Genomic DNA, 14,982 nt, shown 5'->3' on the forward strand with positions numbered 1-14,982 from the left:
AATATTCACTGCCTGAGATTATACGCTGATTATTAATTCAACGCTTCAATCTTTTTAATCCAAGTTTGTTTTTCCGCATCTGAAATAAATGATGCTTCAAAAGAGTTAATTGCCAGTTGCTTTAACTCTGCATTGCTTAGATCAAGAGCTTCGGTGATCGCAATAAAGTTATCATTCATATAGCCACCAAAATAAGATGGATCATCTGAATTGACGGTCACATGCACACCTTGTTGCAATAGTCGGCGAATATTATGATCAGCCATATCATTCACCACACAAAGTTTTAAATTACTCAGCGGGCAAACTGTTAATGGCATTTTCTCTGCAATTAAACGCTGCATTAAGACAGGATCTTCTTCTGAACGTACACCATGGTCAACACGATTTACTTTCAGTAGATCCAAGGCTTCCCATACGTATTCTGCTGGACCTTCTTCCCCTGCATGCGCAACAATAAGAAAACCTGCTTCACGTGCTTTGGCAAAAACACGTTCGAATTTTGATGGCGGATGCCCCACTTCACTCGAATCTAAACCGACACCAATAATTTGATCTTTATATGGCAAAGCCTGTTCTAGAGTTGAAAATGCTGCATCTTCAGATAAATGACGTAAGAAACACATAATCAGATGTGAGCTAATGCCCAGTTTTACTTTGGCATCATTACAAGCGCGTTGTAAGCCATTCAAAACAGTTTCAAAAGCAACGCCACGATCTGTATGAGTTTGTGGGTCGAAGAACATTTCAGTATGAACCACATGATCTTCTGCACATTTTTCTAAATATGCCCATGCTAAATCATAAAAATCTTGCTCATGAATCAGTACATTTGCACCTGCATAATAAATGTCTAAAAAAGACTGTAAATTATGAAAGTTATACGCTTCTTTTAATTCTTCGACTGACTGATAAGGAATTGCAATATTGTTGCGTTGGGCAATTGCAAACATGAGTTCAGGCTCAAATGTCCCTTCAATATGCACATGTAGCTCTGCTTTTGGCAAAGCGCGAATCAGCTCAAGTTGATCCATCTTTTATCCTCATAAAAATAAAAAAGGGTGCAAACGGAGTTTACACCCTTTCGCTATTTGACAGTATTAACCGCCAAATGCAGCAAATTTTAATGCCCAAAGTGCAGCAATAATCCAGACCATATATGGTACAGTTTTCGCCTTACCTGTAAGCAATTTAACCAATGCATAGCTAATGAAGCCCATTGCAATACCGTCTGCAATTGAATACGTAAACGGCATAAATACAATTGTTAAAAATGCTGGGACTGCTTCAGTAATATCATCCCATTCAATATGAACGATACCTTGAATCATCAACACACCAACAAACAACAATGCTGGCGCAGTTGCAAAACCTGGTACTGACTGAGCAAGTGGTGCTAAGAACAATGCCAAAATAAACAATACAGCAACTACAACTGCAGTTAAACCTGTACGACCACCGGCAGCAACACCTGCTGATGATTCAATATAAGGCGTAGTTGATGACGTACCCAATGCCGCACCCGCAACAATTGCAGATGAGTCAGCAAATAATGCTTTCTTCAAACGTGGTAATTTACCGTCTTTTAATAAACCTGCACGGTGTGATACACCGACCAATGTACCTGTAGAATCAAATAAATCGACCAAGAAGAATACAAAGATCACGCCAATCAAACTTGCGGTGAATAGACCTTCGAAGTTCATTTGCATGAATGTTGGAGCGATTGAAGGAATAGCACCTACAACACCTTTAAATTCGTTGAAGCCCAGCAGGGTTGAAATTGCAGTAATCACCAAAATACTGATGATGATTGCACCACGTACTTTAAAGTGATGCATAACCACAACCATCAAGAAGCCAAGTAAAGCTAACAAGACAGACGGCTGTTTTAAATCACCCAGACTAACCAATGTTGCAGGGTTATCAACAATAATGCCGGCATTTTTCAAAGAAACCAGCGCAAGGAATAAACCAATACCGCCACCGATCGCCAGTTTAAGCGACATTGGAATCGCATTGACAATCGCTTCACGGATTTTGAACATGCTGATAGCGATAAAAACAAGGCCAGAGACAAATACAGCTGCTAAAGCAGTTTGCCATTCCACGCCCATACCCAAACATACAGAATAGGTAAAGTAAGCGTTTAAACCCATACCCGGTGCTAAGGCAATTGGATAGTTAGCAACAAGACCCATTACTAAACAGCCAATGGCTGCTGCTAGACACGTTGCGACAAAAACAGCTCCATGATCCATACCCGTTTCGGACAAAATCATTGGATTGACAATAATGATGTAACACATTGTCAAGAAAGTAGTTACACCTGCAATGACCTCTGTTTTGAAACTGGTTTTGTTTTCGCTCAGTTTAAACAGACGTTCAAGCATGTTCTCGGAAGATGGATTAGGAGTCGTCATGACCTAGCCCCTATGAAGTAAACTTTATGCATATAAGCATCCCACAAAATTAATCATGTGATGTATTCATCATTAATTTTGTATATGCCTAAGCAACGAATATGCCAATTCGGCAGATTGTAGGCTTTAAAAAATCCTATTTTCAACAGCATACAACAAGGTATAAGTGTTGAAATTTGCAAACAAAAAAGCTGCATAAACCTATGCAGCTCCTCTATTTATGTCATTTAATTCGTATTTAATATCAATAAATACTGATCAAATTAATTTCGGCAAATTATAACACATTGATTTTTTAATGTTTCCACATTTTCATCGCCTTTCAATTTAGTAAATTTAAGACATTGTTTTATTTATAAAGTTTCAAATTATTATATGTAAAAATAAAATATCAATATTTAGACGAACTCTTCAAGATCATGCTTGAGCTCAATTCAAAAGCAGCAAGATTGATTTTTTTTTAGCGCATATAAGGTGATGCGTTCAAATCATCATTGAACACCTGATTAATTTCTTGCTGTTGCTTTAACTCAGCATTTTTATAAACACTAAATCCTAAAAATAAAATGCTGAGTATAAAAATTGGTATCAGTATTTTTTTCATAACAAAATTTTATTCATGTTTAAATATTTGGCTATAATAACAAAAAACTTAAACAGAAAAGTGACGTATTTCACAATTTTATATCTTATTAAGTCATTTAATAAGCTATTTGTTCGATAAATGTTAACTTTGTAATATATTTTAGACTGATAGACAAGATAATCGCTGAATGATTTTTCGAATCCTTTTCCGTAAAAAGCCTCAAATTGTAGATCATTTCATATACGAAATTTAAAGCACGATCAATTTCACAGGCCTACCGTTACATCCCGAGTGAAGAAGATAAAAAAGCCGCTGACTTAAAAACAGCGGCTATACATATTCTTTTCAGTCTAAGCTTTTCAATTTCGAAATTAAGCGGCTTGTTGTTCGTCTCGTTTAAAGACCAATTCACCCTTTAAACTACTCTCGGCATCGTAATAATAACCATCTGTATTGAACGACTTGATATCTTCAACACGTTCAATTTTATTTTCCAATAAATAACGCGCCATTAGGCCACGTGCTTTTTTGGCATAGAAGCTGATGACTTTATATTTGCCGTTCTTTTGATCGAGAAAAACTGGCTTGATGATTTCGGCTTTAATTTTTGATTCTTTGACCGACTTATAATATTCATCTGAAGCGATGTTGACCAAAAGTTCAGAGCCCGCTTTTTCCAAATCGTCATTGATGAGATTGGTGATGGTATTGTCCCAAAACTCGTATAGGTTATGTCCACGTGGATTTTGCAGCTTGGTCCCCATCTCTAAACGATATGGCATCATTAAATCAAGCGGACGCAATAAACCATAGAGACCCGAGAGCATACGCAAATGGGTTTGTGCATATTCAAGGTCTGAGTTTGTAAGTTTATAAGCATCTAAACCGGTATATACATCACCTTTAAAGGCAAAGATTGCTTGGCGTGCATTGGCAAAATCAAAATCAGGCTGCCAATCTCGGAAGCGCTCAACATTTAAAGTCGCAATTTTCTCACTGACACTCATCAAGCTTGAAATTTCACTTACCGACAATTTACGTGCGACTGAGATTAATTCTTCAGAATGATCTAATAGCCGTGGTTGAGTGAATTTTTCAGTCGGTAAAGCGGTTTCGTAATCTAAGGTTTTTGCTGGAGAAATTAAAGCGAGCATAAACATCCTGATTAATTTTTAATTAAACAAACTATAACAGTAGAGTATTTTCAAATCCAATCTGTGTTTTAGATAATATTAATCTGTAAACTATGCGACTCTCCCGCTTTCACATTTTAGTCATTATGTCAGAACAACTGTTCATTCAAGGGCCTGTTGGTCAGCTTGAAATTTTTGTTGATTATCCACAGGGTGAAGTGAAAGGATTCGCGGTAGTTACACACCCTCACCCATTGCAAGGTGGCACACCACAGCACAAAGTACCTGTGCTTTTAGCGCAAATGTTCTTAGAACGTGGCTATGTTGTCTATCGCCCAAGTTTCCGCGGCTCTGGCCAAAGTGCAGGAATACATGACGAAGGCAATGGTGAAACCAAAGATACCATGCAAGTCATTGAATTTGCTCGTAGCCAACACCCAAACTTGCCATTTTATGCAGGCGGTTTTAGTTTTGGTGCAAATGTCATGACTAAATGCTATGCCCTATTGCCAGTGGAGTTACAGCCTGTACAAACTATTTTATGTGGCCTACCAACCACAACAGTTGCAGGTGTGCGTCACTATGTGACTCCGCATATTAAGGGTGATATTTTATTTATTCATGGTGAAGAAGATAATGTCACACTGTTATCTGACTTGATTCAGTGGGCCAAACCACAGCGCCATTTAATCACGGTTTTACCAGGTGCAAACCACTTCTTTACAGGTTATCTCAAACAGCTTCGTATCGCGATTTCACGTTTTTTAGTATAAAAAATACAAAAAAATGAGTCAGCTTAACTGGCTCATTTTTTTTGCCTAGCGAACGCTCTATTCCCCCAATATTCCAGATAAATTCAACTTCTCGCTTTTCGATTTATCCATTTTTTTTGCATTAGTGATCATAATTCGTTCAATATGTAATGACTTAAGCCGATGCTCGTTTAATTTTGATTACGCCTCAATTTTTTATCTAAAAACCAATTATTTACTTGTTTAAATAATCAACTACAGAAATAATACCCAGAAAAATTAAGATAAAATTTAGAGGGAAAAATGAAATTTATTGTTGCTGTGATTTTAAGTCTAAGCATTGCAGCTTTGGTCTATTATTTTAATTCAACCCCATCCACAACGACAAATTTGCCAGCGTCTACGGTTGCTGCGAATGATGGTCCCAAAGCCTATTTGACTGCGTCATACAAGATGAATGTCGATGGTCGTGATTTTAGCTTAAAAATGGTCTACGACTTTCCCAACAGCCAAGTGTGTGAAGCCCAACTCAACAGCACTGACACCATGAATATGATTTCAACCTTTAAGCAACGCTGTTCGAGTGACTCGGTGTGTAAAGAAGCTGAAATTTCGTCTTGTTCATCTTTTACCGATCAAAAATATAAAGATATGCTCGATAAAAACTATCATGACACCCATTATATTTATTTAAGCGATAGCAAATTGACTGATCAACGTGGTGTGATCGTGTTTTGGGGACTCAATGAACAAGAGTCAGAAAAAATGTGTGACTATGTGAAAAAGAGCAATCGAACTATTAATCCAATCAATATTGAATGTCTATAACGTTGTTCGATACATTCCGTTAAAAATAAAAAAGCAGCGCTATGCTGCTTTTTTATGGATGATTTTTAATTCAATTTTTCAAATCATTTTGTCATTTGTTTCCATTGAAACTCACTATATGACTCTTCTTCTTTTAAACTGTTTTCGACCGCTTGAGCCAATTGGTTCAATAGACTTTGCTCAGTAATACGATCTAACCAATCTTGGTCTTCATCTGGATAAGAGGTAATTTCACAGACTAGACGACCTGATTCATCCTGCCCCTGACATGTCACTGAAAGTGGCAATTCATGTTGATCGACACTGACTGCAATCTGATCACCACTTTGCGATAACGTTTGAAAGCCATATTTCTCAAGCTTACTTGCTAAAAACTCAGCCACTTGAGTTTGAGTATCAGTACTGCTTTCAACTCGATTTGAATCGCTATGGGCGGTGAATTGTAGTTTTCTCATGTATCTATCCAAAGACATTCTTGTTGTATAGTTTTAGCATAAGCAATTAAAACCAAACAGCCAAGCATTTGCTTGGCTGTTGTTGAATAAATATACAAATTTAGTGAATTATTTATTCACTTACCGCAATCGTTAAACCGGCTTGAGTCGCTAGCTCTGTAAATGTTGGGAAACTTGTTGCAACAGTTTCTGTACCCACGATATTAATTTCACCCGAAGTACGTAAACCTGCCATTGAGAAGCTCATTGCAATACGGTGGTCATGATGTGATTCGATTTGACCACCTGTGAAGATTGCACCCCACTCACCCGCTTTGCCTTGACCTTCAATGATGATACCATCCTCGGTTGGCGTACAATCGATACCCATAATTTTTAGGCCATCTGCCATCACTTGAATACGATCCGACTCTTTCACTCGAAGTTCAGCTGCACCAGTCAAAATGGTTTGACCCTCTGCACATGCAGCAGCAATAAATAACGCTGGGAATTCATCAATCGCCAATGGCACTTGATCTTCTGGCATATGAATGCCTTTGAGTGTACGTGAACCACGAATACGAATATCTGCAATCGGCTCACCGCCAGCGATACGTTCATTTTCAACAGTCAGGTCAGCACCCATCTGTTTTAAAATTTCGATCACACCTGTACGTGTTGGATTAATGCCGACCGCTTCAAGTGTGACATCTGAACCTTCAGTAATCGCTGCACCCACCATAAAGAATGCTGCAGATGAAATGTCAGAGGGTACTTGGATATCCGTACCGACTAACTTGCCGCCACCTTGAAGTGAAATGCGGTTATCTTCTGTTTTCACGTCATAACCAAATGCACGAAGCATACGTTCCGAATGGTCACGTGTCGGTTCTGGCTCAGTGACAACAGTTTCACCTTCTGCCCAAAGACCGGCCAACAAAATACCAGATTTTACTTGTGCAGATGCCATGGGTAAGTCGTAATGAATACCTTTCAGGTTTTGACTTCCGGAAATAGACACGGGCGGCGTACCACGCTCACCTGTAGTTTGAATTTGCGCACCCATTTCACGTAATGGTTTTGCAATACGTTCCATTGGACGTTTTGATAATGACGCATCACCAGTCATCACCGAATCAAACTTCTGTGCCGACAACATGCCTGAAAGCAAACGCATTGAAGTGCCTGAGTTACCCATATACAAAGCGCCTGCAGGTGCTTTTAAACCATGCATGCCTACACCATGAATGGTGACTTCGCCATTTTTAGGGCCTTCAATACTCACTCCCATATCACGGAATGCTTGGAGGGTTGCCAAGGCATCTTCACCTTCAAGGAAACCCGTGACATGCGTTGTGCCTTCTGCAATAGCACCAAACATGATAGAGCGATGTGACACAGATTTATCACCTGGCACAGTAAATTTACCTTGGAATTGCTTTGGACCCGGTAAAATTTTGAATTGCTGTGTCGTCACTTTATTTTTCTCCATCAGTGGTTTCTTTGCGAGCATGTGATTGAAATGTTGGCGTGCCGCTTGTGCATGCCCCAACAGTCCCATCAACGCTTGTGAGTTTTCATCTTCAATCAGTTTGCGAAGAATAGCCAATTGTTTTTCAAAGCCATCTACCGCATTTAAAATTGCCTTTTTATTGGCAAAAAAGATGTCATGCCACATATGTGGGTCGCTTGCAGCAATACGTGAAAAATCACGAAAACCGCCAGCGGCATAACGGAAAATATCTAAATTGTCTTCTCGGTTCGCAAGTTGCTCAACCAAGTTAAATGCCATCAAATGCGGAAGGTGACTGGTATGGGCCAACACTTCATCGTGTTTTTCCACATCCATGCAAATTACTTCCGCTTTGGCAGCTTGCCACAATTGAATTAGTTTCTCTACAGCCCAATCTGCACTGCTTGGTAAAGGTGTCAAAATCACTTTGTGATTAGCAAATAAATCTACCTTACCTGCATGCACACCTGTTAGTTCAGCCCCAGCAATCGGATGCCCCGGTACAAAACCAGCAGGTAATTGCTCACCATAGACTGCTTTCGCTGCATCAACGACATTGCCTTTGGTACTCCCAACATCGGTAATAATCGTCTGTTCGGATAGATAAGGCTTGATCGCTTCAAGGACTTTTTGTGTCGCACGTACAGGCAAAGCCAAGACAACGAGATCTGCACCTCTGACCGCTTCAGCAGGATCGCTATAACCCTGCTGAATAAGCCCTAAAGCTTTTGCATCTTCTAAAGTTTTTTGTGAACGCGTAGACGCTACAATTTCCTTAGTTAAACCTTCAGCAATCATGACGCGAGCTAGGCTTGAGCCAATCAACCCAAGCCCAATAAAAGCAACTTTTTCAAATAGTGGCACAGACATGACTTAAGCTTTAACCTCTAAGCCCAAAACTTTAGCCAATGCCGCTAAGAATTTAGCATTTTCAGCTTCAGTCCCAATTGATACACGTAAATGCTCAGGGATACCAACTGGACGAACAATCACACCTTCTTTTAATAAAGCATTGAAAGTCTGTGCAGGATCTGCTTTTACATTTACTAAAATGAAGTTGGCACGTGAAGGCACATACGCTAAACCTAAAGCATCAAAGCCTGACTCAAGTTGAGCCATACCCGCTTTGTTCACTACGCGTGATTTTTCAATAAATGCTTCATCTTTAAGTGCAGCAACTGCAGCCACCATCGCAAGATGGTTCACGTTAAATGGTTGACGAATACGATTAAGGAAATCCGTCACTTCAACTGAAGCCAAGGCAAAACCAACACGTAACGCAGCCAAGCCATAGCATTTTGACATGGTACGGCTAACGATTAAGTTTGCGTATTGATCTAAGAATTTCAAGCTATTGAAGTTTTCTGGGAAATATTCCACATAAGCTTCATCTAAAACCACGATCACATTTGCAGGTACTTTTTGCATGAACGCTTCAAATTCAGCTTCTTCAAACCATGTACCTGTTGGATTATTTGGGTTCGCAATAAAAATCAATTTAGTATTGTCTTTAATTGCCGCAGCCATTGCATCTAGGTCATGTGAAAAACCTTTTGCAGGCACTTCAATCGCTTCAGCATTAATTGCTTGTGTCACCAGACCATACACAGCAAATGCGTGTTGGCTATACACTACAGAGTCTTGTTCTGAAACAAAAGCACGAGCAAAAATTTCTAGAAGATCGTTTGAACCATTACCCAACGTAATGCGGTCATGTGCAATACCAAATTGTTTTTCAACTTGGTCTTTCAAAATAAAACCGCCACCATCCGGATATCGACCAATTTCTGCAAGTTCAGCAGCAACCGCTTCTTTCACTTTGTCAGAACAACCCAATGGGTTTTCATTTGATGCGAGTTTTACGATATCTGTAATACCTAACTCACGCTCAAGTTCACTAATTGGTTTACCTGGTTGGTAAGGCTTTAGCTTTGCAATGCCTTCATTGGCTGGGACAAACGTCATTTTACACTTCCAGTTTTTTCAAATGATGAAGGTGATCAACTCCTGATGGAATTGATCACAGTTGTGATCTTAAAGAACAGCAATCGGATATGAACCCAATACACGAATTTCTTTTACTAACGGACGAATTTCTTCAATTGCCGCTTTCACGTTTTCTTGCTCAACATGACCTTCCAAGTCCACAAAGAATACATAAGCCCATTTTTCGGGTAATGCAGGACGTGTTTCGATACTTGTTAAGCTAATATTATGCTTGGCAAACGGTGCAAGAATTTCAAGTAAGGCCCCCGCACGGTCATGCGCAGAAATCAACAATGAAGTTTTGTCATTACCAGATTGTGGCACTTTCTCACGACCAATCACCAAGAAACGAGTAGTATTTTCAGGATTGTCTTCAATATTGCTATGCAAAATTTCAAGGTTGTAAATGTTCGCAGCGACTTCAGAAGCAATTGCTGCTGAGTGCCATTCATTGCGAATACGGCGTGCAGCTTCTGCATTTGAACTGAGTGCAACACGTTCTACACCTGGATAATGAGCATCTAACCAACCACGGCATTGCGCCAAAGTTTGTTGATGAGCATAAATTTGTTTAATGCTGTCTTTACGTGTGTTTTCAGACACTAGGAACTGGTGATGAATACGCAGCTCCACTTCACCAATAACATTCAGATGTGAAGATTTGAAGCAATCTAGGGTGTGGTTCACTACACCTTCAGATGAGTTCTCTACAGGCACAAGACCATAGTGCGCACTGCCTGCTTCTACTTCGCGGAATACTTCATCAATCGTTGGAAGAGGGCGAACAACAGCGTCTTGACCAAAGTGTTTCAACACCGCCGAATGTGTATATGTCCCAACTGGACCTAAGAACGCAATACTTTGCGGTGCTTCAAGAGCTAAACAAGCCGACATGATCTCACGGAATAAACGTGCCATTGTCACATCAGACAATGGGCCTTCGTTACGATCCATAACTTTACGTAAAACTTGCGCTTCACGTTCAGGACGATAAAACAATGGATTCTCTTCTGCAGCAAATTTTGCTTTTGCCACAGCTTCAGCTAGTTTCGCACGACGATTGATAAGTTGTTGAATCTGCATATCAACAGAGTCGATATCTTCACGAATTTGAGCTAAGTCCAGAGAAGTCGGAGTGTTTTGATCATCGTTGATCATTGTTATGTCGCCCTTCAAAAAAATTTTGCAAACAGTATAACAATAGTTAGCTTTCAAATGTTGCGCAATACGACTTTGATGGTTTCAGCCTTAAAAACATACAGTTGATTAAAGCTTCATCAGCTTAACTTAAGAGCCAAAACAGCCAAACTGATAGGTAAAACCATAATTGAGGCAAATCTTACCTTTTGACGGCTTTATTGATCATTCATCTTGAGCAGCACAATAAATAGGCCTTCTCTTTTCCTCCAAATTTGCATCAGATCCATCCTCTTATAAGCCCATCAATCAATTTGTTTCATTGGTCATTTCATTTTTATATTTTGCTCTCAATACCCGCAGCAAAATAAAAATTTCAAAACTTGGTTTTCATGGCATAGAAATAATTTGAAACTTAAAGATGATCTATATAAACACTTGGTCATTGATCGTTTTTTCAGTGACTTAATAGGCACTTTCATCTAGTGTTTACAGTCATTGACGCATTTATTACAAAAGACACAGGTAATTCTTATCATTGCTTTGTAGTCTAAATATCAGAAAAAAAATAACAGCCCCATAGGTACAAGTATGCACAAGAAAATTGCAGTGTTAGTGACCTACGATTTTGAAGATATTGAGTATCTTGAGCCTGTGGAGGCCTTTCGAGCCGCTCGGCACAGCATTATCAATATCGAAGATCAGGTTGGAAAAATCGTTTACGGCATTAAACGCCGTTCCCAGATCACCATTGACCAAAGTATCGACGATGCCTCTGTGCATGATTTTGATGCCTTATTTATTCCCGGCGGTTATTCCCCAGAGAAACTCGCTTTAGATGACCGTTTTATCTATTTTGTACGTAATTTTGCAGATAGCCAAAAGCCGATCTTGAGCAGTTGCCATGGTCCACAGTTGTTATTAGAAGCTGGTGTCATACAAGGTCGCCATTTCGCCCAATCTGAAACACTTAAATCCGCTTTGTTAAACGCAGGTGTGGTGGTGTCGGATCAATCGGTTGTGAATGATAATAACCTATATATATCGTCTCGCAGTACTTTAGATACACCTGAATTTATTGAAGTCTGTTTGCAAGTTTTGGGGCAACCGTCATTATCATAGGTTTCAAAATATTCACGCAAAATTAAACACACAATCTAATTCAAATAAGCAAATCTATAGAAATACATCGTCTCTATAGAAATACATCCTAAAAAAAATAGCGAAGTCTTCACTTCGCTATTTTAATTTCAGCCTGATAAATTGTTTATCGACCTAAAATACTTCGTGCCACGATTTCTTTCATAATTTCATTGGTGCCACCGTAGATTTGCTGAATACGTGCATCGACAAAGAAACGTGAAATTGGATATTCGGTCATATAACCATAGCCACCAAATAATTGAAGTAGATTATGGGCCACTTTCATTTGCATATCGGTAGAAAAGCTCTTGAGTGCTGCTGCAGTTTCAACATCAAGTTTGCCTTGCATATAAAGTTCAACATTTTGATTATAAAATGCCGCTGTAGCCAATTCGTCAATCTTAGCCTGTGCCAAGACAAAACGAGTATTTTGGAACTGTCCGATCGCCTGTCCGAACGCTTGTCGCTCTTTAACATACTGCGTTGCCACATCAATGGAACCACGAATCGCACCAATTGCCGTCGAAGCAATTGCGGTACGCTCACGCGGTAACTCTTGCATCAAGTAAGCAAAGCCTTGTCCAGCCTGTCCCAAAAGTTGCTCTTTTGGCACTTTAACATTGTCATAAAACAATTCAGAAGTGTCTTGCGCATGCAGTCCAATTTTGTCGAGGTTAGTGCCCTTCTTAAATCCATCCAAATGTGTATCGACTAAAAGTAATGACACGCCCTTGGCACGTGCTTGCGGATCGGTTTTCGCAGCCAATACCACAAGGTCTGCATGTTGACCATTTGAGATAAAGGTTTTCGAACCGTTGAGCAGATAATGATCACCCTGCAAAATTGCACTACTGCGCATAGACTGTAAGTCCGAACCTGCGCCCGGCTCTGTCATACCAATGGCACCGACCACTTCACCCGTGACCATTTTCGGTAACCAATATTGTTTTTGTTCTTCTGAACCAATGTGCAAAATATAAGGTGCTGCAATTTCAGAATGGCATGAAATACCTGTCGATAATGCACTAAAACCTGCTCGCGCAGATTCTTCAACTAGCATCAGTGAATAATGCGTTGGGACGCCATAGCCGCCATATTCTTCAGGCACATCCACACATAAAAAGCCATTTTCACCCAAAGCATTCCATACTGAACGCGGCATAATGCCTTCACGTTCCCATTGCTCATAATGTGGTGCGACATGCTCTGCCATAAAGCGGCGAAAGTTATCTCGAAATAATTCTAAGTCTGCATCATAAGCTAGCATGTGTTTCTTCCTTGGTTGAGTTTGTTATTTTGTTGAGTTCCATCCTATTGCAGTTTAGAACAGCCGTCATGCCTAAAAACTAAAGCGTTCAAATTTGGCTTTGGGCTTACATAAAAAAAGGAAGCCGAAGCTTCCTTTTTAAATGACATCTTTTACATCACAGCATCTGCCTTAGGCATGATGTGCATTGCCTTCTTCTTGCATCTGACGGTCAATTTCTTCAGGGTTTGCCAAAGCAAAATCCAGTTTTTCTTTGTCTAATTGACCCACCCATTTTGCAACCACAATCGTTGCCAATGAGTTACCGACAAGGTTCGTTAATGCACGTGCTTCTGACATGAAACGGTCAATACCAAGAATCAATGCCAAACCAGCAACAGGAATATGCCCCACAGCAGAAAGTGTTGCAGCCATAACAATAAAGCCTGAACCCGTCACACCCGCAGCACCCTTAGATGAAATCAGTAGAACCAATAACAAAGTGATCTGATGCGAAATATCAAGCGGCGTATTGGTCGCTTGTGCAATAAAGATCGCCGCCATAGTCAGGTAAATAGACGTACCATCTAGGTTAAATGAATAGCCTGTTGGAATAACCAGACCCACTACAGATTTTTCTGCACCTGCAAGTTCAAGTTTTTTCAACATACGTGGCAGTACAGACTCTGAAGATGACGTACCCAGTACGATCAGTAACTCTTCGCGAATCATACGAATCATTTTCAAAATACTGAAACCGCAAATACGTGCAATTGAGCCAAGTATAATGAAAATAAACAGCAAACATGTGATATAGAAGCAGATGATCAATTGACCCAATTGCGCCAAACTACCAATACCATATTTACCAATGGTATAAGCCATCGCACCGAAAGCACCAATTGGTGCAAGCTTCATGATCATGTTTACAATGTTAAAGAATACATGTGCAATTTGATCAATAAACTTCAATACAGGCTTACCTGCATCACCAAGTTTATGCAAAGCAAAACCAAATAATAAGGCAAATAATAGAACTTGAAGAATTTCACCCTCAGCAAACGCACCAACAACGGTGTTTGGGATGATATTCATAAAGAATTCTTGTGTAGATTGTGCTGCACCAGATTCAACATATTTAGAAATACCTGCAGTATCTAAAGATGCTGGATCTACGTTCATGCCTACACCTGGTTTTGCAATATTAATCACTGCAAGACCAATAATGAGTGCGATGGTCGAAACGATTTCGAAGTATAGTAAAGCGACCCCACCTGTTTTACCCACAGATTTCATGCTTTCCATGCCTGCAATACCACTCACTACGGTACAGAAGATCACAGGTGCAATAATCATTTTAATTAGCTTAATGAAACCTTGTCCTAGTGGATAGAACAATTCACCCCAGCCTTTTACGTATTGCTCGGTACCATTGATGATTTGCGTACCACTTGGTGAGAAATGACCCACCAATACACCCGCAATAATGGCAACGATCACTTGAAAATATAGTGACTTATAAATTGGTTTTTTAGCCATGACATTACTTCACGATATATTTCTGCTTCAAAGAAATATTCAGTTTTTGTCTATTTTCAAAAAATAAACAGCCCAAAACCCCTTTGTCTTCGACAAAAGAGCACCAAAGGTATTTGACTTAGCCAAATACAGAAAAACGAAATATGTATGGTGATTAAATAATCACATCAGGACCTGATATAGAATCAGTGCATTGATCAGGAGATGAAACACATACTAAAGTAGGTTAAATTTTACCTGTTTTTTAATGGCTTGTTCTGCC

At 39.6% G+C, this 14,982-nt stretch carries 12 protein-coding genes; 3 read left to right on the forward strand and 9 right to left on the reverse strand.

Annotated features, from left to right (window positions below):
• Positions 1-32 precede the first annotated feature (32 nt).
• The 3 genes from LXF01_RS11095 to yaaA all read right to left on the reverse strand — a co-directional run bounded on the left by LXF01_RS11095 (position 33) and on the right by yaaA (position 4,163).
• A complete protein-coding gene (locus LXF01_RS11095; protein WP_233944337.1) occupies positions 33-1,034 on the reverse strand; it encodes an adenosine deaminase in 1,002 nt (333 codons plus the stop codon).
• A gap of 66 nt (positions 1,035-1,100) precedes the next feature.
• Positions 1,101-2,423 carry an NCS2 family permease gene (locus LXF01_RS11100; RefSeq protein WP_111885323.1) on the reverse strand — a complete coding sequence of 441 codons (1,323 nt, stop codon included), beginning with the start codon at positions 2,421-2,423 and terminating at the stop codon, positions 1,101-1,103.
• 957 nt (positions 2,424-3,380) lie between these two features.
• Positions 3,381-4,163 (reverse strand): peroxide stress protein YaaA, encoded by a 783-nt coding sequence (gene yaaA / locus LXF01_RS11105; protein WP_233944338.1) that lies wholly within the window; start codon positions 4,161-4,163, stop codon positions 3,381-3,383.
• A gap of 125 nt (positions 4,164-4,288) precedes the next feature.
• Between yaaA and LXF01_RS11110 the strand changes: the two genes are divergently transcribed.
• Together LXF01_RS11110 and LXF01_RS11115 are read left to right on the forward strand one after the other, a co-directional pair.
• Positions 4,289-4,915, forward strand: a complete 627-nt coding sequence (locus LXF01_RS11110) for an alpha/beta hydrolase (protein WP_078194407.1) — start codon at positions 4,289-4,291, stop codon at positions 4,913-4,915.
• 282 nt (positions 4,916-5,197) lie between these two features.
• A complete protein-coding gene (locus tag LXF01_RS11115) occupies positions 5,198-5,722 on the forward strand; it encodes a hypothetical protein (protein ID WP_180085752.1) in 525 nt (174 codons plus the stop codon).
• Between the two features lie 83 nt (positions 5,723-5,805).
• Here the strand turns inward: LXF01_RS11115 and LXF01_RS11120 are convergent, their stop codons facing one another.
• The 4 genes from LXF01_RS11120 to pheA form a co-directional block, all read right to left on the reverse strand.
• On the reverse strand, positions 5,806-6,177 hold the full coding sequence (locus LXF01_RS11120) for a hypothetical protein (RefSeq protein ID WP_180009482.1): 372 nt from the start codon (positions 6,175-6,177) through the stop codon (positions 5,806-5,808).
• 112 nt (positions 6,178-6,289) lie between these two features.
• Positions 6,290-8,539, reverse strand: a complete 2,250-nt coding sequence (locus LXF01_RS11125; protein WP_233944339.1) for a bifunctional prephenate dehydrogenase/3-phosphoshikimate 1-carboxyvinyltransferase — start codon at positions 8,537-8,539, stop codon at positions 6,290-6,292.
• A 3-nt stretch (positions 8,540-8,542) separates the two neighbouring features.
• The gene (hisC, locus tag LXF01_RS11130) at positions 8,543-9,634 is read right to left on the reverse strand and encodes a histidinol-phosphate transaminase (RefSeq protein ID WP_180010858.1); all 1,092 of its coding nucleotides are present in this window, start codon (positions 9,632-9,634) and stop codon (positions 8,543-8,545) included.
• Between the two features lie 69 nt (positions 9,635-9,703).
• Complete coding sequence (gene pheA, locus LXF01_RS11135; protein ID WP_078194414.1) at positions 9,704-10,813, reverse strand: prephenate dehydratase; 1,110 nt, start codon at positions 10,811-10,813, stop codon at positions 9,704-9,706.
• A gap of 570 nt (positions 10,814-11,383) precedes the next feature.
• Here pheA and LXF01_RS11140 point away from each other — a divergent pair.
• Positions 11,384-11,914 carry a DJ-1/PfpI family protein gene (locus tag LXF01_RS11140; protein ID WP_078189095.1) on the forward strand — a complete coding sequence of 177 codons (531 nt, stop codon included), beginning with the start codon at positions 11,384-11,386 and terminating at the stop codon, positions 11,912-11,914.
• A 145-nt stretch (positions 11,915-12,059) separates the two neighbouring features.
• Here the strand turns inward: LXF01_RS11140 and LXF01_RS11145 are convergent, their stop codons facing one another.
• Together LXF01_RS11145 and LXF01_RS11150 are read right to left on the reverse strand one after the other, a co-directional pair.
• On the reverse strand, positions 12,060-13,202 hold the full coding sequence (locus tag LXF01_RS11145) for an acyl-CoA dehydrogenase family protein (RefSeq protein WP_180020843.1): 1,143 nt from the start codon (positions 13,200-13,202) through the stop codon (positions 12,060-12,062).
• A gap of 171 nt (positions 13,203-13,373) precedes the next feature.
• Complete coding sequence (locus tag LXF01_RS11150; protein WP_078194416.1) at positions 13,374-14,720, reverse strand: dicarboxylate/amino acid:cation symporter; 1,347 nt, start codon at positions 14,718-14,720, stop codon at positions 13,374-13,376.
• Positions 14,721-14,982 lie beyond the last annotated feature (262 nt).

This window comes from Acinetobacter sp. SH20PTE14 (assembly GCF_021391555.1).
Classification (GTDB): domain Bacteria; phylum Pseudomonadota; class Gammaproteobacteria; order Pseudomonadales; family Moraxellaceae; genus Acinetobacter; species Acinetobacter amyesii.

What these genes read in the sequence shown, in the direction of transcription:
- LXF01_RS11120 (WP_180009482.1), bottom strand. Translation starts at nt 6,177, where the DNA reads ATGAGAAAACTACAATTCACCGCCCATAGCGATTCAAATCGAGTTGAA.
- yaaA (WP_233944338.1), bottom strand. Translation starts at nt 4,163, where the DNA reads ATGCTCGCTTTAATTTCTCCAGCAAAAACCTTAGATTACGAAACCGCT.
- hisC (WP_180010858.1), bottom strand. Translation starts at nt 9,634, where the DNA reads ATGACGTTTGTCCCAGCCAATGAAGGCATTGCAAAGCTAAAGCCTTAC.
- LXF01_RS11115 (WP_180085752.1), top strand. Translation starts at nt 5,198, where the DNA reads ATGAAATTTATTGTTGCTGTGATTTTAAGTCTAAGCATTGCAGCTTTG.
- pheA (WP_078194414.1), bottom strand. Translation starts at nt 10,813, where the DNA reads ATGATCAACGATGATCAAAACACTCCGACTTCTCTGGACTTAGCTCAA.
- LXF01_RS11140 (WP_078189095.1), top strand. Translation starts at nt 11,384, where the DNA reads ATGCACAAGAAAATTGCAGTGTTAGTGACCTACGATTTTGAAGATATT.
- LXF01_RS11095 (WP_233944337.1), bottom strand. Translation starts at nt 1,034, where the DNA reads ATGGATCAACTTGAGCTGATTCGCGCTTTGCCAAAAGCAGAGCTACAT.
- LXF01_RS11125 (WP_233944339.1), bottom strand. Translation starts at nt 8,539, where the DNA reads ATGTCTGTGCCACTATTTGAAAAAGTTGCTTTTATTGGGCTTGGGTTG.
- LXF01_RS11100 (WP_111885323.1), bottom strand. Translation starts at nt 2,423, where the DNA reads ATGACGACTCCTAATCCATCTTCCGAGAACATGCTTGAACGTCTGTTT.
- LXF01_RS11150 (WP_078194416.1), bottom strand. Translation starts at nt 14,720, where the DNA reads ATGGCTAAAAAACCAATTTATAAGTCACTATATTTTCAAGTGATCGTT.
- LXF01_RS11110 (WP_078194407.1), top strand. Translation starts at nt 4,289, where the DNA reads ATGTCAGAACAACTGTTCATTCAAGGGCCTGTTGGTCAGCTTGAAATT.
- LXF01_RS11145 (WP_180020843.1), bottom strand. Translation starts at nt 13,202, where the DNA reads ATGCTAGCTTATGATGCAGACTTAGAATTATTTCGAGATAACTTTCGC.